The sequence below is a fragment of the Sphingomonas sp. Y38-1Y genome (assembly GCF_032391395.1).
Classification (GTDB): domain Bacteria; phylum Pseudomonadota; class Alphaproteobacteria; order Sphingomonadales; family Sphingomonadaceae; genus Sphingomonas.
Genome location: NZ_CP135916.1, coordinates 1,329,443 through 1,351,098, shown reverse-complemented (window position 1 = coordinate 1,351,098; position 21,656 = coordinate 1,329,443). Strand labels below are relative to the sequence as shown.

General features: G+C 67.6%; 24 protein-coding genes, 2 tRNA genes and 1 other RNA gene. 11 read left to right on the top strand and 16 right to left on the bottom strand.

Translation table 11 applies throughout. The features are described from left to right. Window positions 1-89 precede the first annotated feature (89 nt). The 4 genes from RS883_RS06445 to lon all read right to left on the bottom strand — a co-directional run bounded on the left by RS883_RS06445 (window position 90) and on the right by lon (window position 3,887). Entirely contained in the window at window positions 90-488 is a 399-nt protein-coding gene (locus tag RS883_RS06445; protein WP_315763932.1) for a DUF4168 domain-containing protein, read from the bottom strand. A 323-nt stretch (window positions 489-811) separates the two neighbouring features. After that, window positions 812-886, bottom strand: a tRNA-Val gene (locus RS883_RS06440). A 118-nt stretch (window positions 887-1,004) separates the two neighbouring features. Beyond that, window positions 1,005-1,277 (bottom strand): HU family DNA-binding protein, encoded by a 273-nt coding sequence (locus RS883_RS06435; protein ID WP_315763929.1) that lies wholly within the window; start codon window positions 1,275-1,277, stop codon window positions 1,005-1,007. A 213-nt stretch (window positions 1,278-1,490) separates the two neighbouring features. Continuing rightward, window positions 1,491-3,887 carry an endopeptidase La gene (gene lon / locus RS883_RS06430; protein WP_315763926.1) on the bottom strand — a complete coding sequence of 799 codons (2,397 nt, stop codon included), beginning with the start codon at window positions 3,885-3,887 and terminating at the stop codon, window positions 1,491-1,493. Window positions 3,888-3,963: 76 nt separating this feature from the next. On the opposite strand from lon, the gene RS883_RS06425 reads away from it, so the two are divergent. After that, window positions 3,964-5,637: a M1 family metallopeptidase gene (locus RS883_RS06425; RefSeq protein ID WP_315765007.1), complete on the top strand. Its 1,674-nt coding sequence runs from the start codon at window positions 3,964-3,966 to the stop codon at window positions 5,635-5,637. A 73-nt stretch (window positions 5,638-5,710) separates the two neighbouring features. Here RS883_RS06425 and RS883_RS06420 read toward each other — a convergent pair whose 3' ends face one another. Then, window positions 5,711-6,853 carry an ionic transporter y4hA gene (locus RS883_RS06420; RefSeq protein ID WP_315763924.1) on the bottom strand — a complete coding sequence of 381 codons (1,143 nt, stop codon included), beginning with the start codon at window positions 6,851-6,853 and terminating at the stop codon, window positions 5,711-5,713. Window positions 6,854-6,930: 77 nt separating this feature from the next. Between RS883_RS06420 and RS883_RS06415 the strand changes: the two genes are divergently transcribed. From RS883_RS06415 to RS883_RS06400, 4 genes are all read left to right on the top strand, one after another. Continuing rightward, window positions 6,931-7,158: a hypothetical protein gene (locus tag RS883_RS06415; protein WP_315763921.1), complete on the top strand. Its 228-nt coding sequence runs from the start codon at window positions 6,931-6,933 to the stop codon at window positions 7,156-7,158. Between the two features lie 13 nt (window positions 7,159-7,171). Next, window positions 7,172-7,738, top strand: a complete 567-nt coding sequence (locus RS883_RS06410) for a hypothetical protein (protein ID WP_315763919.1) — start codon at window positions 7,172-7,174, stop codon at window positions 7,736-7,738. Window positions 7,739-7,895: 157 nt separating this feature from the next. Then, window positions 7,896-8,210 carry a hypothetical protein gene (locus tag RS883_RS06405; RefSeq protein ID WP_315763916.1) on the top strand — a complete coding sequence of 105 codons (315 nt, stop codon included), beginning with the start codon at window positions 7,896-7,898 and terminating at the stop codon, window positions 8,208-8,210. Between the two features lie 73 nt (window positions 8,211-8,283). Then, window positions 8,284-8,958 (top strand): hypothetical protein, encoded by a 675-nt coding sequence (locus RS883_RS06400; protein WP_315763914.1) that lies wholly within the window; start codon window positions 8,284-8,286, stop codon window positions 8,956-8,958. 137 nt (window positions 8,959-9,095) lie between these two features. Here the strand turns inward: RS883_RS06400 and RS883_RS06395 are convergent, their stop codons facing one another. The 6 genes from RS883_RS06395 to RS883_RS06370 all read right to left on the bottom strand — a co-directional run bounded on the left by RS883_RS06395 (window position 9,096) and on the right by RS883_RS06370 (window position 15,275). Beyond that, on the bottom strand, window positions 9,096-9,965 hold the full coding sequence (locus RS883_RS06395) for a GGDEF domain-containing protein (protein ID WP_315763912.1): 870 nt from the start codon (window positions 9,963-9,965) through the stop codon (window positions 9,096-9,098). 199 nt (window positions 9,966-10,164) lie between these two features. Further along, on the bottom strand, window positions 10,165-11,430 hold the full coding sequence (gene clpX, locus RS883_RS06390) for an ATP-dependent Clp protease ATP-binding subunit ClpX (protein WP_315763910.1): 1,266 nt from the start codon (window positions 11,428-11,430) through the stop codon (window positions 10,165-10,167). 178 nt (window positions 11,431-11,608) lie between these two features. Beyond that, the gene (locus RS883_RS06385; RefSeq protein WP_315763908.1) at window positions 11,609-12,247 is read right to left on the bottom strand and encodes an ATP-dependent Clp protease proteolytic subunit; all 639 of its coding nucleotides are present in this window, start codon (window positions 12,245-12,247) and stop codon (window positions 11,609-11,611) included. Between the two features lie 71 nt (window positions 12,248-12,318). Beyond that, window positions 12,319-13,251 carry a glycosyltransferase family 2 protein gene (locus tag RS883_RS06380; RefSeq protein WP_315763905.1) on the bottom strand — a complete coding sequence of 311 codons (933 nt, stop codon included), beginning with the start codon at window positions 13,249-13,251 and terminating at the stop codon, window positions 12,319-12,321. 196 nt (window positions 13,252-13,447) lie between these two features. Continuing rightward, window positions 13,448-15,121: a trigger factor gene (gene tig, locus RS883_RS06375; protein WP_315763901.1), complete on the bottom strand. Its 1,674-nt coding sequence runs from the start codon at window positions 15,119-15,121 to the stop codon at window positions 13,448-13,450. A gap of 69 nt (window positions 15,122-15,190) precedes the next feature. After that, window positions 15,191-15,275: transfer RNA gene (locus RS883_RS06370), tRNA-Leu, on the bottom strand. 114 nt (window positions 15,276-15,389) lie between these two features. Here RS883_RS06370 and RS883_RS06365 point away from each other — a divergent pair. Continuing rightward, window positions 15,390-15,617, top strand: a complete 228-nt coding sequence (locus RS883_RS06365) for a hypothetical protein (protein ID WP_315763898.1) — start codon at window positions 15,390-15,392, stop codon at window positions 15,615-15,617. 193 nt (window positions 15,618-15,810) lie between these two features. Beyond that, a complete protein-coding gene (locus RS883_RS06360; RefSeq protein ID WP_315763896.1) occupies window positions 15,811-16,215 on the top strand; it encodes a SufE family protein in 405 nt (134 codons plus the stop codon). Between the two features lie 107 nt (window positions 16,216-16,322). Here RS883_RS06360 and RS883_RS06355 read toward each other — a convergent pair whose 3' ends face one another. Together RS883_RS06355 and RS883_RS06350 are read right to left on the bottom strand one after the other, a co-directional pair. After that, window positions 16,323-16,664, bottom strand: a complete 342-nt coding sequence (locus RS883_RS06355) for a (2Fe-2S) ferredoxin domain-containing protein (protein ID WP_315763894.1) — start codon at window positions 16,662-16,664, stop codon at window positions 16,323-16,325. 18 nt (window positions 16,665-16,682) lie between these two features. Then, entirely contained in the window at window positions 16,683-17,219 is a 537-nt protein-coding gene (locus RS883_RS06350; RefSeq protein WP_315763891.1) for a J domain-containing protein, read from the bottom strand. Between the two features lie 70 nt (window positions 17,220-17,289). Here RS883_RS06350 and RS883_RS06345 point away from each other — a divergent pair, with 70 nt between their 5' ends. Further along, complete coding sequence (locus RS883_RS06345) at window positions 17,290-17,835, top strand: hypothetical protein (protein ID WP_315763889.1); 546 nt, start codon at window positions 17,290-17,292, stop codon at window positions 17,833-17,835. 44 nt (window positions 17,836-17,879) lie between these two features. Here RS883_RS06345 and rnpB read toward each other — a convergent pair. The 3 genes from rnpB to RS883_RS06330 all read right to left on the bottom strand — a co-directional run bounded on the left by rnpB (window position 17,880) and on the right by RS883_RS06330 (window position 19,850). Further along, an RNA gene (rnpB, locus tag RS883_RS06340) (RNase P RNA component class A) lies at window positions 17,880-18,246 on the bottom strand. A gap of 32 nt (window positions 18,247-18,278) precedes the next feature. Then, complete coding sequence (locus RS883_RS06335) at window positions 18,279-18,467, bottom strand: hypothetical protein (RefSeq protein WP_315763886.1); 189 nt, start codon at window positions 18,465-18,467, stop codon at window positions 18,279-18,281. An 18-nt stretch (window positions 18,468-18,485) separates the two neighbouring features. Continuing rightward, entirely contained in the window at window positions 18,486-19,850 is a 1,365-nt protein-coding gene (locus RS883_RS06330) for an NAD-dependent succinate-semialdehyde dehydrogenase (RefSeq protein WP_315763883.1), read from the bottom strand. A gap of 96 nt (window positions 19,851-19,946) precedes the next feature. Between RS883_RS06330 and RS883_RS06325 the strand changes: the two genes are divergently transcribed. From RS883_RS06325 to coaD, 3 genes are read left to right on the top strand one after another with little or no spacing between them, the layout of a single operon-like run. Further along, complete coding sequence (locus RS883_RS06325; RefSeq protein WP_315763881.1) at window positions 19,947-20,189, top strand: exodeoxyribonuclease VII small subunit; 243 nt, start codon at window positions 19,947-19,949, stop codon at window positions 20,187-20,189. Between the two features lie 44 nt (window positions 20,190-20,233). Further along, window positions 20,234-21,100, top strand: a complete 867-nt coding sequence (locus RS883_RS06320; protein WP_409977411.1) for a polyprenyl synthetase family protein — start codon at window positions 20,234-20,236, stop codon at window positions 21,098-21,100. Between the two features lie 53 nt (window positions 21,101-21,153). Continuing rightward, window positions 21,154-21,603, top strand: coding sequence for a pantetheine-phosphate adenylyltransferase (gene coaD, locus RS883_RS06315; RefSeq protein ID WP_425475057.1), 450 nt, complete (start codon window positions 21,154-21,156; stop codon window positions 21,601-21,603). Window positions 21,604-21,656 lie beyond the last annotated feature (53 nt).

Genomic DNA, 21,656 nt, shown 5'->3' with positions numbered 1-21,656 from the left:
CCAGTTGGGAAGGCCGATGTTGGCTCGTCCAACGCCAACCAACCACCGTTCCGCACCTGGGCCCCGGCCTCCGCCGGGGCACAAGTCCTTTACTGGCTCGGCGCTGCGCCCTTGGCCTGGAGCGCGGCGGCGACCTTCCCCTGAAGCGCGGTGTCGCTGCTCATCGCCGTCGCGATGGTGTTGAACCGCTCGGGCGTCAGCCCGGCCGAGGTGACCGCTGCGGCCATCTTGGTCTGCTTGTCGGCCGCGGGGGCCGCCGTGTCCTTGTTGATCTTGTCGACCTCGGCAAGCGCGGTCGCAAACTGGCCGACCTCGGCATCGCTGACCGGGCCTGCCGCGGCGCTGGCGGCCGGCGGCGTCGCCGAGGCGGCCGGCGGCGCGCTCTGTGCAGGGTCGGCAGCCCCACCGGCGGGCGGGGTCTGCTGCGCGCCGGCTGCGGCGGCAAAGGTCGCGGCAATGGCAGCGGCGGCAATGGTGAATGAACGCATGGCGTTACTCCAATCGTTGGTTCGTGAAACTCAGACGCCCAGCATCGCGCTACGCCGCGGCAACGCAACCGCGCGGATGACGCATGGTGGCGGGAATACGACCGATGCCGTTCGGGGCCGGTGAAGCGAGACGCTGCGTAGATGAAGCGACGCGACCTTCAGGCTTGCTCGTCATCCCAGCGAAGGCTGGGATCTTTCTGAGGCGCACGCGACGTCCGCCAAGCAGAGACTCCAGCCTACGCTGGGGTGACGGATGGAGGCACACCTCGCCGCGCCCAGAATCAAAAGGGCCCGCCGCGGCAATGCCGGACGGGCCTGATCGATGGTGGGCGCGACAGGGATTGAACCTGTGACCCCACCCGTGTGAAGGGTGTGCTCTACCGCTGAGCTACGCGCCCGATGCCGGTGCCACGCGGGCGTCGGCGAAATCGGAGCCGGGCGTTTAGGCGGGGGCGTCGCCCCTGTAAAGCCCGGAAATGAGCCGGTCGGCGCTCGGCGGCAGCGACCGGCCGGTGGTCAGTTGACCGAGTCCTTCAGGACCTTGCCCGCCTTGAACTTGGGTTGCGACGATGCCTTGATCGTCATCGGCTCGCCGGTGCGCGGATTGCGGCCCGTCGATGCCTTGCGCTTGCTGACCGAGAAGGTGCCGAACCCGACCAGGCGAACTTCGTCACCCTTCTTGAGCGCGGCCGAGATCGACTCGAACACGGCTTCCACCGCCTTGTTCGCATCGCCCTTGGCGAGGCCCGACAAGTCGGCGACCTGCGCGATCAGCTCTTGCTTGTTCATTGCCCTCTACACCCCTGTCCTGCTGTTCTCACGAAAATCGGTTCGGATTCGCACCGAAGCGCGACCGGTGCGGCAGTAGGCCCATGGCGACCCGCGCTGTCAAAGAAAATCAGGCCGCTTTGCGGCGGAACGACCCGGTTCAAGTAAGTTGAAGCTCGTGCAACCGCGGAAGGACGGGCGCGGCGATGCGCGCCCGTCCCGTTTCGGATCAAATCAATGACGAACCGGGTCGGCCGCCGGCGTCACCCCGGCGGGCGGCTGGGCGGCAAGCTCGTCCGAGTCGCTCCAGTCGATCGCCGTCAGTGGCTCGGTCAGCGCCAGGCGCAGCACCTCGTCGACATGCGCGACGGGGATGATCGTCAGCCCCTCGCGGATCACCGCCGGGATCTCGGCCAGGTCCTTCTCGTTCTCGGCCGGAATCAGCACCGTGGTGATACCGCCTCGCAGCGCCGCGAGCAGCTTTTCCTTCAAGCCCCCGATCGGCAGAACGCGGCCGCGCAGCGTCACTTCGCCGGTCATCGCCACGTCCTTGCGCACCGACACGCCGGTCAGCGTCGAGACGATCGACGTGACCAGGCCGATGCCCGCCGATGGCCCGTCCTTGGGCACCGCGCCCTCGGGCAGGTGGACGTGGATGTCCTTCCGCGCGAACAGGCTGGGCTTGATGCCGAACGTCGGCGCCCGCGCCTTGACGAAGCTCATCGCCGCCTCGACGCTTTCCTTCATCACGTCGCCCAGCTTGCCGGTCGTCTTGATCGCGCCCTTGCCGGGCACGGTGACGCTCTCGATCGTCAGCAGCTCGCCGCCCACCTCGGTCCAGGCAAGACCCGTGACCGCGCCGATCTGATGCTCCTCCTCGCCGATGCCGAAGCGATACTTCCGCACTCCGGCGAACTCGTGGAGGTTTTCAGGGCTGACGGTGACCTGCACCGCCTTGCCCTCCAGGATGCGGCGCAGCGCCTTGCGGGCGAGCTTGGCGATCTCGCGCTCCAGCGTGCGAACGCCGGCCTCGCGCGTATAGTAGCGGATGAGGTCGCGCAGACCCGCCTGCGTCAGCTCGAACTCGCCTTCCTTCAGGCCATGCGCGTCGACCTGCTTGGCGACCAGGTGCCGCTCGGCGATCTCGACCTTCTCGTCCTCGGTATAGCCCTCCAGCCGGATGATCTCCATGCGGTCGAGCAGCGGCTGCGGCAGGTTGAGCGTGTTGGCGGTGCACACGAACATCACGTCGGACAGATCGATGTCGATCTCGAGATAATGGTCGTTGAACTTCGAGTTCTGCTCGGGGTCGAGCACCTCGAGCAGCGCCGATGCGGGATCGCCGCGGAAATCCTGGCCCAGCTTGTCGATCTCGTCGAGCAGGAACAGCGGATTGCTCGCGCCCGCCTTCTTGAGGTTCGACACGATCTTGCCCGGCAGCGAACCGATATAGGTGCGGCGGTGGCCGCGGATCTCGGCCTCGTCGCGCACGCCGCCCAGCGACTGGCGGATGAACTCGCGGCCCGTCGCCTTGGCGATCGACTTGCCCAGGCTGGTCTTGCCGACGCCCGGCGGGCCGACGAGGCACAGGATCGGCCCCTTCAGCTTGTTGGTGCGCGCCTGTACCGCCAGATACTCGACGATGCGATCCTTGACCTTCTCCAGCCCATAGTGATCGTCGTCCAGGACGTTCTCGGCCTCGACCAGATCCTTCTTGAGCTTCGACTTCTTGCCCCAGGGCAGCCCCAGCAGCACGTCGAGATAGTTGCGCACGACTGTCGCCTCGGCCGACATCGGCGCCATCGTCTTGAGCTTCTTGAGCTCGCCCTGCGCCTTGGTCCGCGCTTCCTTCGACAGCTTGAGCGTCGCGATCTTCTGCGTCAGGTCGGCGATCTCGTCGCCTTCGCCCTCGTCTCCCTCGTTGCCGAGCTCGCGCTGGATCGCCTTCAACTGCTCGTTGAGGTAATATTCGCGCTGGGTCTTCTCCATCTGCCGCTTCACGCGGCTGCGGATCTTCTTCTCGACCTGAAGCACGCCGAGCTCGCCCTCCATGAAGGCGAACACCATCTCCAGCCGCTTGCGCGGATCGGTCTCGACCAGCAGCGACTGCTTGTCGGCGACCTTGACCGCGATGTTGCCGGCAACCGCATCGGCCAGGCGCGACGGGTCGTCGAGCTCGCCCAGCTGCACCGCGGTCTCGGCGGGCAGCTTGCGGTTGAGCTTGGCATAGTTCTCGAACTGGTCGACGACCGAGCGCATCAGCGCCTGCACCTCAGTGCCCTCGGCCTCCGCCTCCGCGACCGGCGCGACGGTCGCCTCGACATAGCCCTCGCGCGCCTCGATCGCCTCCAGGTTGGCGCGCTCGCGCCCGCCCACGAGCACGCGGACGGTGCCGTCGGGCAGCTTCAGGAGCTGGAGCACCTCGGCGGTGACGCCGGTGTCGTAGAGGTCGTCGCGCGCGGGATCGTCGTTGGCGGGATCGAGCTGCGCGACGAGGAAGATCATCTTGTCGTCGGCCATCGCCGCCTCGAGCGCGGCGACCGACTTGTCGCGGCCGACGAACAGCGGCACGATCATGTGCGGGAAGACGACGATATCGCGCAGCGGCAATACGGGGTAGCTGGACTTCATGAAATCTCCGACGGCGCCCAACTGGGGCACCCTTTGCAGCCTATATGGGGTGCATGCGCAAGCCATCAATCGGGTGATGGCGGGGGCGTTCGTCGCACTCGCGCTCGCTGGCGCGGCACCCGACCCGGGCAAGCCGCCGCTGACCCGTCAGACCGAGATGTCGGGCGCGCCGATCGACCCCGAACAGGCCAAGCTCGTCTTTACCCACGCCGACCTGTCGTTCGAGGTGTTTCCGGAGCGGGAGGCGATCGCCGGCGTCGCGGTGCTCGACTTCACGGCCAAGGCGCCGCTGACCAAGCTCGTCATCGACCTCGACCGCAATCTGCCCGTCAGCGCGATCGCCATCGACGGCCGGCCGCTGCCTAGGAGCGCGTGGCGCAATCCTGAAGGCCGAATGACGATCGACCTGCCCCGCCCGGTCGCCGCGGGCGGCAAGGCGAGCGCGCGCATCACCTATGGCGGCACACCGCACGTTGCGGTGCGTGCGCCCTGGGACGGCGGCTTCGTCTGGTCGAAGGCGCCCACCGGCGAGCCGTGGATCGCGACCGCAGTGCAGGGCGAAGGCTGCGACCTGTTCTGGCCGTGCATCGACGCGCCGACGTTCGAGCCCGCCAGCGTCGACCTCCACATCACCGTGCCCAAGGGGCTGAGCGCGCCCTCCAACGGCCGGCTGATTGGCGTCGACACGCTTCCCGATGGCCGCACGCGCTGGAACTGGCGTGCGCGCCAGCCCAACACCTATGCGATTGCCCTCAACATCGGCCCTTATGAAGAGATGAAGGGGACGCATCGCAGCCGCTTCGGCAACGACATTCCGCTCAGCTTCTGGCACCTCAAGGGCAATGCCGAAAAGGCGCGCGGGCTGTTCGCCGAGTTCGCCCCGACAATCGACTTCTTCGAGGCGCGGGTCGGCCCCTATCCTTTCGCCGACGAGAAGATGGGCGTGGTCGAGACGCCGCACCTCGGCATGGAGCACCAGACGATCAACGCCTATGGCAATGGCTACAAGAAGGCCGCGGAGGGTTTCGACTGGCTGCTCCATCACGAATTCGCGCACGAATGGTTCGCCAACCAGATGACGGTCGCCAACTGGGACGACTTCTGGCTCCACGAAAGCTACGCCCAGTACATGCAGCCGCTCTATGGCCTGGAGCGGGAGGGCTATGCCCGATACATCGCGATGATGATCGAGGGGCGCGCGCGAATCGCCAACCGCCACCCGATCGTGTCGGGCCAACCGCGTGACGAGGGTGCCGTCTATGACGATGCCAACGGGCCGGGCGGCGACATCTATTTCAAGGGCGCGTGGATGCTCCACACGCTGCGCGGGCTCGTCGGCGACAAGGCGTTCGACGCGATCACGCGCCGCACCGTCCATGGTCGCGACGATCCGCGGCCGGGCAATTTCGGGCCGATCTACACCTCGACGGACCAATATCGCCGCATCGTCCGGGAGGTGACGGGCCGCGACATGAACTGGTTCCTCGACGCCTATCTCACACGCGCGCCGCTTCCCGACCTGGTCGAGACGCGCCGCGGCGACCGGCTCGACCTCCAGTGGCGCGTCCCCGGCGGCGGCGCCTTCCCGCTGCCGGTCGAGGTCGAGGTGGACGGCCGCGTCCAAACACTGCCGATGACCAGCGGTCGCGGCTCGATCGCCGTTCCCGTTGGCGCGGCGGTCCGGATTGACCCGATGATGCGGGTCCTGCGCCGCCTGCCCGCCTATGAGGCGATGCAGGCGGCGAAGTAAACCGTTCGTGCCGAGCCTGCCGAAGCACGTGTTCCAGACGCGCTCCGACAAACTCAGGACGAACGGTCGACCGTCAAGGCACGATCGTCACGAACAGGTACGTCGCAAAGATCAGCAGGTGGACCATCCCCTGCAGCACCGTCGTCCGCCCGGTGCCGAGCGACAGCACCGCGACGATCAGCGACAGCCCCAGCAGCGTCATCGACTTCGCCCCGATGCCGAGCGCGATCGGCAATCCCAGCACCAGCGACGCGATCGCCACGCTGGGGATCGTCAGCCCGATCGTCGCCAGTGCCGAACCCAGCGCCAGGTTGAGGCTCGTCTGAAGCCGGTTGCGGCGCGCCGCCCGCACTGCCGCCAGGCTCTCCGGCGCCAGCACCAGCCCCGCAATCGCCACGCCGACCAGCGCCAGCGGCAACCCGGCGGCGAGCACCGCCGCCTCCAGCGTCGGCGCGAGGTCCTTGGCGAGCAGCACCACCGCCACCAGCGCGACAATGAGCAGCCCGAACGCCACCAGCGTCTGCGCGCCCGTCGGCGGCTCCGCATGCGTATCCTCGTCGATGTCCTCGAGGTCCGCAGGCAGGAAATAATCGCGGTGCCGCACCGTCTGCACCAGCACGAAGGTCGCATAGAGCGTCAGCGACACGACGGCGGTGAAGATCAACTGCGAGTTGGTGAAATAGGGGCCGGGCGCCGACGCGGTATAATTGGGCAGCACCAGGCTCAGCACCGCCATCGCGGCGAGCACGCACAGCGCGGCGCTGACGCCCTTCAGCGCGAACACCTGCTCATGGTGGCGGACGCCGCCGACCAGCAGGCAGATGCCGACGATGAAGTTGAGGATGATCATGATCGCCGCGAACACCGTGTCGCGCGCCAGCGTCGCCGCATCGCCGCCGCCCGAGGTCATCAGCGAGATGATGAGCGACACCTCGATCACCGTCACCGCGACCGCCAGGACGAGCGTGCCGAACGGCTCGCCCACGCGGTGCGCGACGACCTCGGCATGATGGACCGCGGTGATGACCGACCCGCCCAGGATCACCGCCGCCGCGATGATGCCGATCGTCCCTATCTTGCCCAGCGACATCAGCACCGCCAGCACGCCCAGTACCGGCAGCACCAGCGACCAGATGGGCAGCACATGCTTGTCGAGCAGCTTTCGCGCGACCGCTGGCGCAGCGGTTGGCGCACGATCGATCGTCGCGTCCGTCATTTCACCTCCGTCAGGGTTCGGAAAACCAATGTTCCGACTGCGCGTTGGTTGCGTCCGAAGATGGCAAAGGAACGATGATGGCGAACTGGAGCGGGCGCGCGGCCGAAATGGCGGCGGTATTCATGATCGGTGACGGGCTGCTCGGGCTCACCCAGCCGCGGCGGCACGTCGAGTTGTGGGAGCGCGACGCACTCGGCGCCGAGGCCCTCGTCGCGCCGTTCCGCAACCGGCCGGGACGGCGCCAGGCCTACGCGCTGCTTCAGGTCGCGGCCGGGCTGTGGCTTGCATCGCGCCAGCGGACGTGATGCGATCATGCGCATGATCGATCGCCTTCTCCTCACCCTCCCGCTGCTGTTCGCCGCCGCGCCCGCCGCCGCGCAGGACTATGCCACCAAGACCGTCGGCGACTGGACCGTCGCCGCCAGCCGCGACGGCGATGGCTGCTTCGCGACGCGCACCTTCGACCGCGACGGTGCGACGACATTGCTGCTCGGCCTGTCCGCCGACGGGTCGAACCGGCTCACGCTCCTCAACGCCAACTGGTCGATCAAGCCTAGGGACCGACTGACGCTGGACTATCGCCTGTCCAACCGCCGCTTTGCCAAGCAGTTCGCGGTCGGCATGGCGGCGGATCGCAAGCAGGGCTTCGTCTCCACCTTCGACGCCAAGTTTCCGGCACAGTTCGCCGCCTCGACCAGCCTGGCCGTCTTCCGCGGCGACGTGCCGGTGGAGCGGGTGACGCTGGAGGGGAGCGGCGTCGCCGTCGCCGAACTGCGCCGCTGCGTCACCGCGTCGAAGGGTGCGCCACGCGGCGCCCGCGCCGCCGACTCCGACGCGATCCCAAAGGATCCGTTTGCCGAACCGGCAAAGCGTCGCCGCAAGTAATGCTTCGGCTTTGCGACGAAATGCCCTGCCCTCACGGCACGTTTCGCCCGCAAAACGGTTGAACGGAGAAGAAGCACGTCCGGTCAGAAGGCGGATTGTGTGGCTGTCAAGCTTGCGCTGTCCATTGGCGCGAAGGTTCAGGTTAGAAAGGTTCTCTATGTCCGTAACTGCGTCCAAGCCCCTCCTCGTCGCGCTGATCCTGGCGGGTGCGGCCACCACGCTCGGCGGCTGTGCCACCAAGAAATATGTCCGCGAGCAGATCGCGCCGGTGAGCGAGCGCGTCGCGACGCTCGAGACCCGCCTCCAGGAAACCGACGGCACCGCCAAGCAGGCGCTTGCCGAGGCGCAGGCCGCAGCCGGCCAGTCGCAGCAGAACGGCCAGCGCATCGATCAGCTCACCGGCCGCGTCGATAGCGCCGAGCAGCGCCTGACCGCCGCGGAGCAGCGCCCCGCCCGCCGTCCGCGCCACTGATCCGCGCTCCCCAGAAACACCGGTTCGGCCGGCCTTCCCAGCGGGAGGGCCGGCCTTTTCGAGTCTCTCATCCATGAAGCTGCTGTTCGCGTCCCTGATCGCGCTCGCCATCGCCAGCCCCGCCGCCGCCCAGACCAAGAAGGCACGCGCCAACCCGCGGCCCAAGGTCGAGGCGTCCGCCGCCGTGCCGATCCTCCTCTCGCCCGAGGCAGCGCGCGTCGCCGCCTGGGTCGCGGCGTCGAAGGATAACCGCGCGCTCCCCTATGCCATCATCGACAAGGTCAACGCCGCGCTGTTCCTGTTCGACGCGAGCGGCGAGCAGCTCGACGCCGTCCCCGTCCTGATCGGCATCGCGAGCGGTGACGAGGCGACGCCGGGCGTCGGCTCGAAGAAGCTCTCCGACCTCGGTCCCGCCGAAAAGACCACGCCCGCGGGCCGCTACCTCGCCAAGTTCGGCCTGCCCGTCGCGGGCGAGCGCGTTCTGTGGGTCGACTATGCCACGTCGGTCGCGCTCCACCCAATTCCCGCGGATGCGAGTCCAAAGGAAAAGCGCCGCGAGCGGATGCTGTCGCCGACCCCGACCGACAACCGCATCACCTTCGGCTGCATCAACGTGCCGCGCGCCTTCTATTCGGCGAAGCTGCGGCCCGGGTTCCGGCGGAAGGGCGGTTACGTCTACATCCTGCCCGACACCAAACCGATCGACGAGGTGTTCCCGCGGCTGAGGACGATGCCGGCAATGGGGTGAGGCCGGTCGCGCACGACATCGCGCGTGGCACGTGCTTCGACAAGCTCAGCACGAACGGTCGGATGAGCTAAGCCCCGTCCCGTTCGTGCTGAGCTTGTCGAAGCACGTGCCCGGAGCGCGGCCGCCAGAACGAAGCCCTACTCCCCCGCCCGCGCCACGAGGTCGCGCTCAACCAGCACCTGCGCGCGTCCACCACGCTTGGCCGCATAGAGTGCGGCGTCCGCCCGCTCCGCCGTCCGCTCAATGGGTTCGCTACCCGCCTCGACCAGCCCGGCCGAAAAGGTGATCGGCGGCAGTCCCGTGGGACCGACCGGCACCGCGTCCAGCGACGTCAGCATCGCCGCCAGCACCCTCTGCGCCGCGACTTCATCGGTGCGCGGGAAATAGACCACGAACTCCTCGCCGCCCCATCGCGCGACGATCGTGTCGCGCGGACAGACCGAGCTTAGCCGGTTGGCAAAGTCGCGCAGCACCTGATCGCCCGCTGGATGGCCGAACCGATCGTTGATCGTCTTGAACCGATCGAGGTCGAGGATCGCGAACGCGCCGCCGATGCGCGCGGCGAACAGCGGATCGATCTCGGCGAAAAAGCCACGCCGGTTGAGCAGCCCGGTCAGCGGATCTCGGTGCGCCGCATGGTCGAGCGTGCTGAGGCGCGAATGCACCGATGCCGCCGCCTCGTTGACGCGGCGGAGCAGCTCACTGATCTCATCCGGCCCCGCGACCGGCCCGATCGTCACCGGCTCGCCGCGCCCGATCGACTGGAGCCCCTCGATCGACAGCTTGAGCGGCGAGAGCAGCGCGTGGATGCCATAGAGCGCGCCCGCCGTGCCGATCAGCGTCGCGACGAGCAGCACGCCCAGATCGCCCCAGGCGAATTGCCCGCGCACCGCTTCTCGCGCGACGAAGCTCAACAGCGGAACATGCGTACCGATGAAGCAGATCGCGAAGATCCGCATGCGAAGGCTCTGCGGCAAGAAGAAGCTGCCGGAGGAAGCAAGGCGCATCGATTGCCCTTTTCTCCAGGGGCACGCCCGTCGCGCCCGATGCTGCCTTCATGATTTTGGACAGTTAACGCGGCCGCAAACCCGGCGCTAAACCGGAGCTTTACCATGCGTCTTACCGCCGAAATGGATCAGATCACCGCCAATGAAAAGGGCGCCGGTCCAAAGACCAGCGCCCCTCTTCTTCGATCGGACGAGCGGGTCAGGCCGCGCCGCCCGCCTTTTCCTTCTTGGCATAGACGCGGACGGGTTCCTTGCGGCCCTCGATCACGTCCTTGTCGACCATCACTTCGTCGACGCCGTCCATGCCGGGCAGGTCGAACATCGTGTCGAGCAGGATGCCCTCCAGGATCGACCGCAGGCCGCGTGCACCGGTCTTGCGCTCGATCGCCTTCTTCGAGACGGCGTTGAGCGCGTCGTCGTTGAAGCCGAGCTTCACGCCCTCCATGTCGAACAGCTTCTGATACTGCTTGACCAGTGCGTTCTTGGGCTCGGTCAGGATCTTGACCAGCGCCGAGACGTCCAGGTCCTCCAGCGTCGCGATCACCGGCAGACGACCCACGAACTCGGGAATCAGGCCGAACTTGAGCAGATCTTCGGGCTCGACCTGACGCAGCGTCTCGCCCGTCCGGCGCTCCTCCGGCGCGGCGACATAGGCGCCGAAGCCGATCGACTTGCCCTGAAGACGGTCGCCGATGATCTTCTCGAGGCCGCTGAACGCACCGCCGCAGATGAACAGGATGTTCGTCGTGTCGACCTGCAGGAACTCCTGCTGCGGATGCTTGCGACCGCCCTGGGGCGGCACGCTGGCGGTCGTGCCCTCCATCAGCTTCAGCAGCGCCTGCTGGACGCCCTCGCCGGACACGTCGCGCGTGATCGACGGGTTCTCGGCCTTGCGGCTGATCTTGTCGATCTCGTCGATATAGACGATGCCGCGCTGCGCCCGCTCGACGTTGTAGTCGGATGCCTGGAGCAGCTTGAGGATGATGTTCTCGACATCCTCGCCGACATATCCCGCCTCGGTCAGCGTCGTCGCATCCGCCATCGTGAACGGCACGTCCAGGATGCGCGCCAGCGTCTGCGCCAGCAGCGTCTTGCCGCAGCCGGTCGGCCCGACGAGAAGGATGTTCGACTTCGACAGCTCGACATCGGCACCCTTGGCGCCGTGGTTCAGCCGCTTGTAGTGGTTGTGCACCGCCACCGACAGCACGCGCTTGGCGCGGCTCTGGCCGATCACGTAATCGTCCAGAACGTCGCAAATCTCCTGAGGCGTCGGGACGCCGCCGTCCTTCTTGGACACCAGCGCCGACTTCGTCTCCTCGCGGATGATGTCGTTGCAGAGCTCGACGCACTCGTCACAGATGAACACGGTCGGGCCGGCGATCAGCTTGCGCACTTCGTGCTGCGACTTGCCGCAGAACGAGCAGTAAAGGGTGCTCTTCGAGTCGCCGCCGCTCAATTTGGTCATTCACTCACCATCTGCCCCGCCGCGCAGGGCAACCTTTCAGCCCCTGATCCGGCGAGGCGCCCGCAAGTCCCGACCCGGCATCCGCGGCCGGTCGCATTCAACGCTCGACACTACACACCGGGTGCCGGGGGACAATCAACAAAATGTGGTCGCCCCCCAGTCCCGTCAAGCGGTCGGATCAGCTTGCCGAGGCATCCTCGCTCGGCTGCGGACGCTTCTCGTACACCTCGTCGACCAGGCCGAACGCCTTGGCTTCCTCGGCCTCCAGGAAGGTGTCGCGATCCATTGCGCGCTCGATCTCCTCGAGCGACTTGCCGGTGTACTTGACGTAGAGCGCGTTCATCCGGTCCTTGATGCGCTGGATTTCCTTGGCCTGGATCTGGATGTCGGAGGCCATGCCCTGCGCGCCGCCCGAGGGCTGGTGGATCATGATCCGCGCGTTGGTCAGCGCGACGCGCAGCCCCGGCTCGCCCGCGGCGAGGAGGAAGCTGCCCATCGACGCGGCCTGGCCGATGCAAACCGTGCCGACGCGCGGACGGATATACTGCATGGTGTCGTGGATCGCCATCCCCGCGGTCACCACGCCGCCCGGCGAGTTGATGTACATCCAGATGTCCTTCTTCGGGTTCTCGGACTCGAGGAAGAGCAGCTGGGCGGTGATGAGCGAGGCCATGTGGTCCTCGACCGGGCCGACGACGAAGATGATCCGCTCGCGCAGCAGGCGCGAATAAATGTCGAAGCTGCGCTCGCCGCGGCTCGACTGTTCGATGACGATGGGAACGAGGGCGTTCTGGAGAGCGCTCAGAGGGTCGTGCATGGAAATCCCGCTCGGTTGTGTGTCGCTCGCCTACATCGGCGCTCGGGCAGAACCGCGCAAGGGTGCGACGATCAATCCGCGTGGCCCGGCGCGGGATGCGCCAGATAGGCGAGCCGCCGCACCTCCCGCCGCCCGCGTACCACCGTGTCGAGGACCAGGCCTGCGAACAGGCATTGCGAAGCGAGGATGATGAGCCCCGTCGACAGGATCGCCGTCGGGAACCGCGGCACCAGGCCGGTATCGAAATAGGTGAACACCAGCGGCAGCGAGAGCAGCACCGCGAGCAGCGCCAGCACCCCGCCGATCGCGCCGAAGAACAGGAGCGGCCGCTCGATACGATAGAGCGTGGCGATCGTCGTCGCAATCCGCCAGCCGTCGCCATAGGTCGACAGCTTCGACATCGACCCCTCCGGTCGCTCGAAATAGGGGGTCACCACCTCCGCTACCGGCATCTTGAGCTCGAGCGCGTGGACGCTGATCTCGGTCTCGATCTCGAACCCCGCCGACAGCGCGGGGAAGCTCTTGACGAACCGGCGGGAGAACACGCGATAGCCCGAGAGGATATCGGTGAAGCTGCGCCCGAACAGCTTGGCGAGCATCCCCGTCAGTGCCTTGTTCCCGAACTGGTGCCCGCGGCGATAGGCGGCGGCGGCCTCGTGGACGCGGCTGCCGACGACCATGTCGAGCTGCTCCTCGACGAGACGCGCGACCAGCGCCGGCGCGGACGCGGCGTCATAGGTCGCGTCGCCATCGGCCATGACATAGACATCGGCATCGACGTCGGCGAACATCCGCCGCACCACCGCACCCTTGCCCTGCACGCGCTCGGTGCGGACGATCGCACCGGCCGCGCGCGCGACCTCGACCGTCCGGTCGCGGCTGTTGTTGTCGTAGACATAGATGCGCGCCTTCGGGAGCGCGGCGCGGAAACCGGCCACGGTCTGCCCGATCGCGGCTTCCTCGTTGTAGCAGGGCAGGATCACCGCGATGCGGGGTTCGGTCACCGTCGTTGCCCCCTCAAACCTTCTCCCTTGAGGGGAGAAGGATAGCGTCGCTTGGTCGCGCCAGCGACCTAGCAGAGCTTGGATGAGGGTGGTGCCAAACGCGTCGCGCTCGCGGCATACCCCTCACCCAGCTTCGACTAGGCAGCAAGCTGCCAAGTCTTCGCAACCCTCTCCCGCAGGGGGAGAGGGATTAACGTCACTCCGCCTCGGCCTTCTTCTTGGCCGGCGCCTTCTTCTTGGGCGCGTCGGCGGCGGGGGCGGCGTCGCCCTCGGCGGCTTCGGCCTTCTTCTTGGGCGCGGCCTTCTTCTTCGGCGCTTCGGCCTCGGTCACCGGCGCTTCCTCGGCGGGAGCGTCGGCGGCCTTCTTGGTCGCGGCCTTCTTCTTGGGCGCCTCGGCCTCGGCCGGCGCATCGGCGGCGGCGGGCTCGACGTCCTTGTCGGTCACTTCGACGGCCTTGGCCTTCTTCGCCTTCTTGGGCGCGGAGGCATGGTCGTGGTCGTGATCGTGGCCGCAGCCCGGACCATGGACGTGCGGCACGTTGCCGTCCTCGGCCTCGATCGCGCCCTCCAGCTCTTCCTTGGTCACTTCGCGATCGGTGACTTCGGCCTTGTCGAACAGGAAGTCGACGACCTTGTCCTCATAGAGCGGGGCGCGCAGCTGGGCGGCGGCCATCGGCTCCTGCTGGACATACTGAACGAACCGCTCACGGTCCTCGGGGCGGTACTGCTGCGCGGCCTGCGCGATCAGGCGCTGCATCTCGGCCTGGCTGACCTCGACGCCGTTCGCCTGGCCGATTTCCGACAGCAAAAGGCCCAGACGGACGCGGCGCTCGGCGATCTTGCGATAGTCGTCGCGCTCGCCCTCGAGCTCCTTCATCGCCGCTTCGGGATCTTCCTCGTGGCTCGCCTCATGCTCCAGCTGCTGCCAGATCTGCGCGAACTCGGCATCCACCATCGACGGCGGCACCTCGAAGTCGTGGCCCTCGGCCAGCTGGTCGAGCAGCTTGCGCTTCATGTGCGTGCGCGTCAGCTGACCCGTCTCGTTCTCGAGCTGGCCGCGCAGCAGGCCCTTGAGCTGGTCCAGACCCTCGAGGCCCAGCGACTTGGCGAACTCGTCGTCGATCACGGTCTCGCCGGCGGTCTTCACCGACTTGATGACGAGGTCGAACGTCGCCGGCTTGCCCGCCAGCGTGTCGACGCCGTAATCGGCGGGGAAGGTCACTTCGATCTGCTTCTCGTCGCCCGCCTTCACGCCGACGATCTGGTCCTCGAAGCCGGGGATCAGGCGACCGGTGCCGATCTCGACCGACATGTCCTCGCCGGTGCCGCCGTCGAAGGCGACGCCGTCGACCTTGCCGACGAAGTCCATGACGACCAGGTCGCCGGTCTCCGCCGCGCGGTCCTCGGCCTCTTCCCACTTCTTCTGGCCGCTGGCGAGCTGCTGGAGCTGTTCGTCGACGCGCTCGTCGGCGACGGGGACGACCAGCCGCTCGAGCTTCAGGCCGTCGATCTTGGGCGCGGGCACCTGCGGCAGCACCTCCAGCGTCACCTTGACCTCGGCATCCTTGCCGGGCTCATAGCCCTCGTTCAGCTCGACCGCCGGCTGCATCGCGGGGCGAAGCTGCTGCTCGGCGATCAGCTTCTGCACGCCTTCCTGGATCGACGTGTTGAGCGCGTCCTGCGCCAGCGCCGGGCCGTGCATCTTGCGGATCAGGTTGGCGGGCACCTTGCCGGGGCGGAAGCCGGGCATGCGGATCGTCGGCGCGGCGCGCTTGACCTCGGCCTCGACCTTGCCGTCGATCTCGCCGGCGGTGATGGTGAGCGTATAGGCGCGCTTGAGGCCCTCGTTCAGCGTCTCGACAGTCTGCATTCTTCGGGTTCGCGCTTTCGTCTGGTTGAAGGTCTGTGGCGATCCCGTTCCCTCGTCGAGGGCGGAGACTGGTGCGGGCGAAGGGACTCGAACCCCCACATCTTGCGATGGCAGGACCTAAACCTGCTGCGTCTACCAGTTCCGCCACGCCCGCATGAGAGAGGACACCGCCGGTCAGCGGGCGTCTATAGCAGCAAGCGGACTACAGACAAGGGCGCCGGCAACCGCGCGCGGGGGCGATCGTTGAAGGGCATGAAGGAGACGTCCAATGCCCGTCGAGCCCCCCATCCCCGAAGCGCCCGAGCCCAGCACGCCCGGCCAGCCGGCCACTCCGCCCGCCGAGGCGCCGCCGCACCCGGGCAGTCCCGCCCAGCCGGGCATCCCGGGCCAGCCCACCGAACCGCCCGCGGAAACGCCGCCGGTTGGGCCGGACATCGACGTCCCCTCGCCGCAACCCGGTGGCCCCGACATCGCGCCCGGCCAGCCGGTCGCCTGAACGGCAAAGGGGCGGGTTCCGCCCGCCCCTTCACCGAAGCGCATTCGGCACGCCCTTCGACAAGCTCAGGACGAACGGTTTGGAACACGTCACCTCTCCCCGTTCGCCCTGAGCTTGTCGAAGGACGTGCCCCGAACACCCGCCGCCGAACGGACAGGGTGACGCCCCCGCCCGCCCCCGCTATGCGGCGCGCATGTCCAGCCTCACCGACCTCGCCGACGAATATGCGTTTCTCGAAGGCGACGACCGCTATCGCCTGCTCATCGACCTCGGCCGCGCGCTCGAGCCGATGCCCGACGCGCTCAAGACCGAGGCGACGCTGGTGCGCGGCTGCTCGGCGTCGGTCTGGGTCTATCCCACACGGGGCGAGGACGGCACGCTCCACTTCCTCGCGGACAGCAATGCCGCGATCACCAAGGGGATCATCGCGCTCGTCCTGCTAACGGTACAGGACCAGGCCCCGCGAGCGATCCTCGCCACCGATATCGAGGCGGCACTCGCCCCCTTCGACCTCAAGAACCAGCTGAGCTCGAACCGCACGCAAGGCATCCCCAATATGATCGCACTGATCCGGGAAACGGCGGCGCGGCAGAGCTGACGCAAGCACCTCCCCGGTACGGGGAGGGGGACCAGCCGCAGGCTGGTGGAGGGGTGGCGCCGCAAGCGGCACGCCAGCGGAGAGCAAGAACACTCCTCCACCCCCGGCTACGCCGGCGGTCCCCCTCCCCGTTCCGGGGAGGTACGATCTTCGCTCAGCCCCACCGCCGCCGCGACCTCGTCCAGGTCGCTCGCCGGCCGCACCAGATGCCACGTCCGGCTCTCGGCGCCGTTGACCACCACCACGGCATCGCGCGGGCAGACGCCCAGGCACTTGACCTCGACCACCCCCGCAGCGCCCTTGCGCCCCTTCCTGAGCTTCAGATGCCGGCGCAGCGCCTTGGCGAGCGGCGTCCTGCCCTTGTCGCCAAAGCCGCCATCGACGCGCTTCGAGCATTTGGCGCAGACGAGGACGGCGTTCGACCAGTTGGAGCGGAGCTCAGTCTTCACCAAGGGCCCTTCACGCGCTCAGGCGGGCTTCCACTGGCGCCGCTCCTCGGCCGTACGCAGTACGTCGTACGCGGCCTGACCCGCGCGGAAGCGTTCCGCGGCCTCGGCATCGCCGGGGCGGATGTCGGGATGGTTGGCCTTGGCGAGCCGCCGCCAGGCGAGCTTCACCGCCTCGAAATCGGCATCGGGATCGAGCTCCAGCACGCCCAGCGCACGCATCTCGTCGCGCGACCGGCTGCCGTCACCCGGACCGGCCCAGGCATTGTGCTTCGACTCGGCAAAGCCCGACGCATCGCGCCGCTCGTCCGCTTCGCGCTGCGCGGCTTCCTCGGCGGAAAGCCCGGCGAAATAGTCCCAGCCCTTGTTGTATTCGGCGGCGTGCGTCTCGCAGAAATACCAGCGCTCGGGGCTGTTGGGCGACTTGGGCGCGGGACAGTTGCCGGGCGCGTCGCAGCCATGGCGATCGCACAGCCGCACCTTCGCCGCCGCCCGCTCGTCCTCATACCCGCGCCACCGCGGAAAGCCCCAGTCGTTGGATCGTGTCGGCCGTACCATCGTCGGCTAGCAGATAGGCCCGATGCTGGCCCACGCAAGCGGGGATGGAGGGGCTTGGGATCGCGGGGCTATGTACCTTCAGGTCTCGACTCGCCCGGCCGTGCGATCACGCCCGATTGCCGATCCTCGTGGCGTGCGCCAATCTGCTTCCGCACACGAGGCCGGTTCCATGAAGTACGATGATGCGTCCTGGCATTATGGCGGTGATTTTCCATCCAACCTGCCCGAAACCGCGGGGGGAACGCACATCGCGATGTTCGCATCGTGGGCTGTTCTGAACGGTATGGCGAGCGACCTGCACATTGAGGACTTCGCTGACGAGCTCTCGCAACTTCGTCGACAAGAAGTTACGCCCGGAGAATGGTTCTTCAATGTCTGCGATGGAAAGTTCACCGATGAGGACCTGAACAGTGAGGGGAATCGCTTCGCTGCGCATTACTATGCTGGCAGCGATGGGCTTCATACTGATCCAGGGTCGTATCATGCTGACTACGACCACGAATTCTTTAGTAGCCAGACGCTGTACGACGTTCCGGACACATGGGAGACGCAGGCAGTTGCGACTCGCTTTGTCGAGGCGCGTTTAGCCGAGTGGCGAAAGGTCAGCCGATGTTGAGAGGCGGAATCCGAGGAGCTAGCCTCCCCGCCCGCGCCTAAAAAATCACCAGAGGGCCTGTAAGCCGGGTTCTGTCCACCTTCCGAAGAAGGATGGGCGACCATTCCTCTAGGCGCGTCGTTGCCGGCGCGCTCAAGCAACCAACCCGGGCGACGGGCCGAGACAAGGCCCATGTGCCGCCCCTATTCGGTCTTGCTCCCGGTGGGGTTTGCCGTGCCGCCCCCGTTACCGGGCGCGCGGTGCGCTCTTGCCGCACCCTTTCACCTTGACCGGGCCGAAGCCTTGGCCGTCTGCTCTCTGTGGCACTTTCCCTGGGGTCGCCCCCGCCGGGCGTTACCCGGCACCGTTGTCTCGTGGAGCCCGGACTTTCCTCGCGCGGTTTAACCCGCCCGCGGCCGCCCGGCCCTCTGGTGCGCGCGCCCTAGCGGCAGTCGCGCCCGCGCTCAACCCGCGAACAGCGCCACCAGCGCCTGGAGCACCGTCGCGCCGGCGAGCGGTCCCAGGATCAGCATCGCCAGGTTGAGCGCGATCACCCAGCCCAGCCGCGCCTCGCCCTGCTTGTCCAGGCGGGGCGGCGGCGGTGCAGGCGGCTCGGGCGGGGGCGGCCAGTCGGGGTTGAAGTTGACGAACATGGCGCCCCTTCCTCTTCCTCAATCCTTCAGCATGACGGCCTTGAGGTTCATGAACTCGTGCAGGCCCCAGGGACCCAGCTCGCGCCCATGCCCAGAACGCTTGATCCCGCCGAACGGTGCCTCGGGGGTCGAGGCGAGCATCTGGTTGACCGCGACCATGCCGCATTCGAGGTCGCGGACCAGCCGCTCGCGCTCGCCATCGTCGTTCGTCCAGATCGACGAGCCGAGGCCGAACGGAATGTCGTTGGCGAGCGCGATCGCGGCGTCCAGGTCGTCCGCCTTGAACACCATCGCCACCGGGCCGAACAGCTCCTCCTTGGCGAAGTCGCTTTCCGGATCGACGTCGAGGAGGATGCCGGGCGTCAGGTACGCGCCGGGCAGGTCGGGCTTCTCCGCGCCGAACAACAGCCGCGCGCCTTCCTCCCGCGCCCGCGCCACCTGCTCGATCACGGTGTCGCGCTGCTCGAAGCTCGACAGCGGGCCGATGTCGCTCCCCGCGTCCATCGGATCGCCGACCTTGGCCGCGCGCATCGCTTCGGAGAACTTGTCGAGGAATGCGTCGAACACGTCGGCATGGACGATCATCCGCTTGGCGCAGATGCACGACTGGCCGGCATTCTGGATGCGCGCGGTGGTCGCGACCTTGGCCGCCTCGTCGAGATCGGCGGAGGGAAGGACGATGAACGGGTCCGACCCGCCAAGCTCCAGCACCACCTTCTTGAGCGCGCGACCCGCCGCCTCGGCCACCTTCTGCCCCGCGCCCTCGCTGCCGGTCAGCGTCACCGCGGCGACGCGATCATCGCCGATCAGCGCCTCGACCGCACCCGACTTGATGGGAAGGTTCTGGAACAGCCCGTCCGGCGCCCCGCCCGCTCGCACCATCTCCTCGATCAGCGCGCCGCATTCCTGCGTGATCGACGCGTGTTTTAGCAGGCCGACATTGCCCGCCAGGATCGTCGGCGCGAGGAAGCGGACGACCTGCCAATAGGGGAAGTTCCATGGCATGATCGCCAGCACCGGGCCGATCGGATGCCAGGTCGCGATCGCGCGCCCGCCCTTCAGCGGCACCGTCGATTCCTTGAGGAAGTCGGGCCCGGCCTCGGCATAATAGCGGAAGCCCGCGACGCACTTCTCGACCTCGGCGACGGCGGACTTCAGCGTCTTGCCCATCTCCTCGGTCGCGGCGCGCGCGAGCCGGTCCTTGTTCGCTTCGAACGCGTCGGCGATGCGACCGAGCAATGCGGTCCGCTGCTCGATCGGCGTCCGGCGCCATGTCCGATAGGCGGCGTGCGCGCGATCCAGCGCGGCGTCGATGCCGGCTTCGTCCAGTTCCTCGATCGGCGGGCGCTTCTCGCCGGTGGCGGGATTGACGGTCTCGAACATGAAAGGGTTCCCTCGACTGGTTTGCCGATCAGAACCCGCGGGACGGGGGATGGCTCCCCATTGCGCGTCGGGCACAACCTGCCGCATAGGCAGGGCATGGCAGAGGAATCCGGCATCGCCGAGCTTTCGTTCGAGGACGCTTTGAAGGAGCTCGAACGCATCGTCGCGCGGCTCGAAAGCGGCGAGGCGACGCTTCAGGAAGCGATCGACCTTTACGAGCGTGGCGATCAGTTGAAGCGGCAATGCGCCGCGCGGCTCGACGCGGCACAGGCCCGGATCGAGGCGATCCGCACTGACGCCGACGGCCGCGCCGCCGGTACCACGTCCTTCGGCGCGTAATGGGCATGACGCTCGCCGCGCCCAGCCTCGCGCTCAAGAACGCGATGCGCGAGATCACGGCCGAGATGGACCGGCAGTTCGACGCGCTGCTCCCCGTACCAGGCGACGCGCGCGCGAACCTCTACAAGGCGATGCGCCATGCCGCGATCGGCGGCGGCAAGCGGCTGCGCCCGCTGCTCGTTTTCGCGACCGCGCGGCTGTTCGGCGTCGATCGCCAGGCCGCCGCGCGCGTTGCGACCGCGATCGAGTGCATCCATGTCTACAGCCTCGTCCATGACGACCTGCCGGCGATGGACGACGACGATCTGCGCCGCGGCAAGCCGACGGTGCACAAGGCATTCGACGAGGCGACGGCGATCCTGGCCGGCGACTGCCTCCACGCCCTCGCCTTCGAGATCCTCGCCGACGAGAAGACTCACCCCGACCCCTTTGTGCGCTCGGAATTGATCCTCTGCCTCGCCCACGCGTCCGGGCCGTCGGGGATGGCGGGCGGCCAGGCAATGGATCTGGAGGCGGAGCGGTCGAGCTTCGACCTCGCGACCGTCACCCGCCTCCAAGCGATGAAGACCGGCGCGCTGATCGCCTGTTCGGTCGAGGCAGGCGCGATCCTCGGCCGCATCGCGCCGGAGGGGCGCACGGGGCTCAAGGGCTATGCCCGCGACATCGGCCTCGCTTTCCAGATCGCCGACGACCTGCTCGACATCGAAGGCGACGAGGGCAAGGTCGGAAAGGCGCTTCGCAAGGACGGCGCCGCGGGCAAGGAAACGTTCGTCTCGCTGCTCGGCGTCGATCGCGCGCGGGAACAGGCGCGGATGCTGGTCGACCAGGCGGTCGCGCACCTCCACGCCTATGGCGCGGAAGCCGACCTGCTCCGCGACCTCGCCCGCTACACGCTGGAGCGCGACCGGTGAGCGCACGCACTGCTGTCTATCCCGGCACCTTCGACCCCGTCACGCTCGGCCACATGGACATCATCGGGCGAGCGGCGCGGATCGTCGACCGGCTGGTGATCGGCGTCACCACCAACCCGTCCAAGTCGCCGATGTTCACGCTGGACGAACGCATGGAGATGGTCCGGCGCGAGGTCGCGGAGCTGGACGGCGAGATCCACGTCGTCGCGTTCGATTCGCTGCTAATGGACTTCGCCGAGCGCGAGGGGGCGGACATGATCGTCCGCGGGCTGCGCGCGGTCGCCGACTTCGAATACGAATATCAGATGGCCGGCATGAACCAGCAGCTCAACGATCGGATTGAGACGGTCTTCCTGATGGCCGACGTCTCGCTGCAGCCGATCGCCAGCCGCCTGGTCAAGGAAATCGCGCTGTATGGCGGGGATATCGGCAAGTTCGTGACGCCCGATGTGGCCGCGGACGTCCGCGCGCGGGTGGACAAGCTCGGCCGCAAGGGCAGCTGAGGCTCCTTCCCCAAGCCCCCTTCCGTTCGTGCTGAGCTTGTCGAAGCACGGGC

Coding starts and splice junctions, on each gene's coding strand:
- coaD (WP_425475057.1), top strand. CDS start 21,154: ATGGACATCATCGGGCGAGCGGCGCGGATCGTCGACCGGCTGGTGATC.
- RS883_RS06350 (WP_315763891.1), bottom strand. CDS start 17,219: ATGGTACGGCCGACACGATCCAACGACTGGGGCTTTCCGCGGTGGCGC.
- RS883_RS06325 (WP_315763881.1), top strand. CDS start 19,947: ATGGCAGAGGAATCCGGCATCGCCGAGCTTTCGTTCGAGGACGCTTTG.
- RS883_RS06400 (WP_315763914.1), top strand. CDS start 8,284: ATGAAGCTGCTGTTCGCGTCCCTGATCGCGCTCGCCATCGCCAGCCCC.
- tig (WP_315763901.1), bottom strand. CDS start 15,121: ATGCAGACTGTCGAGACGCTGAACGAGGGCCTCAAGCGCGCCTATACG.
- RS883_RS06435 (WP_315763929.1), bottom strand. CDS start 1,277: ATGAACAAGCAAGAGCTGATCGCGCAGGTCGCCGACTTGTCGGGCCTC.
- RS883_RS06395 (WP_315763912.1), bottom strand. CDS start 9,965: ATGCGCCTTGCTTCCTCCGGCAGCTTCTTCTTGCCGCAGAGCCTTCGC.
- RS883_RS06365 (WP_315763898.1), top strand. CDS start 15,390: ATGCCCGTCGAGCCCCCCATCCCCGAAGCGCCCGAGCCCAGCACGCCC.
- RS883_RS06335 (WP_315763886.1), bottom strand. CDS start 18,467: ATGTTCGTCAACTTCAACCCCGACTGGCCGCCCCCGCCCGAGCCGCCT.
- RS883_RS06320 (WP_409977411.1), top strand. CDS start 20,234: ATGCGCGAGATCACGGCCGAGATGGACCGGCAGTTCGACGCGCTGCTC.
- RS883_RS06360 (WP_315763896.1), top strand. CDS start 15,811: ATGTCCAGCCTCACCGACCTCGCCGACGAATATGCGTTTCTCGAAGGC.
- RS883_RS06330 (WP_315763883.1), bottom strand. CDS start 19,850: ATGTTCGAGACCGTCAATCCCGCCACCGGCGAGAAGCGCCCGCCGATC.
- RS883_RS06385 (WP_315763908.1), bottom strand. CDS start 12,247: ATGCACGACCCTCTGAGCGCTCTCCAGAACGCCCTCGTTCCCATCGTC.
- RS883_RS06420 (WP_315763924.1), bottom strand. CDS start 6,853: ATGACGGACGCGACGATCGATCGTGCGCCAACCGCTGCGCCAGCGGTC.
- RS883_RS06410 (WP_315763919.1), top strand. CDS start 7,172: ATGATCGATCGCCTTCTCCTCACCCTCCCGCTGCTGTTCGCCGCCGCG.
- RS883_RS06405 (WP_315763916.1), top strand. CDS start 7,896: ATGTCCGTAACTGCGTCCAAGCCCCTCCTCGTCGCGCTGATCCTGGCG.
- RS883_RS06415 (WP_315763921.1), top strand. CDS start 6,931: ATGGCGAACTGGAGCGGGCGCGCGGCCGAAATGGCGGCGGTATTCATG.
- RS883_RS06425 (WP_315765007.1), top strand. CDS start 3,964: ATGGCGGGGGCGTTCGTCGCACTCGCGCTCGCTGGCGCGGCACCCGAC.
- clpX (WP_315763910.1), bottom strand. CDS start 11,430: ATGACCAAATTGAGCGGCGGCGACTCGAAGAGCACCCTTTACTGCTCG.
- lon (WP_315763926.1), bottom strand. CDS start 3,887: ATGAAGTCCAGCTACCCCGTATTGCCGCTGCGCGATATCGTCGTCTTC.
- RS883_RS06445 (WP_315763932.1), bottom strand. CDS start 488: ATGCGTTCATTCACCATTGCCGCCGCTGCCATTGCCGCGACCTTTGCC.
- RS883_RS06345 (WP_315763889.1), top strand. CDS start 17,290: ATGTACCTTCAGGTCTCGACTCGCCCGGCCGTGCGATCACGCCCGATT.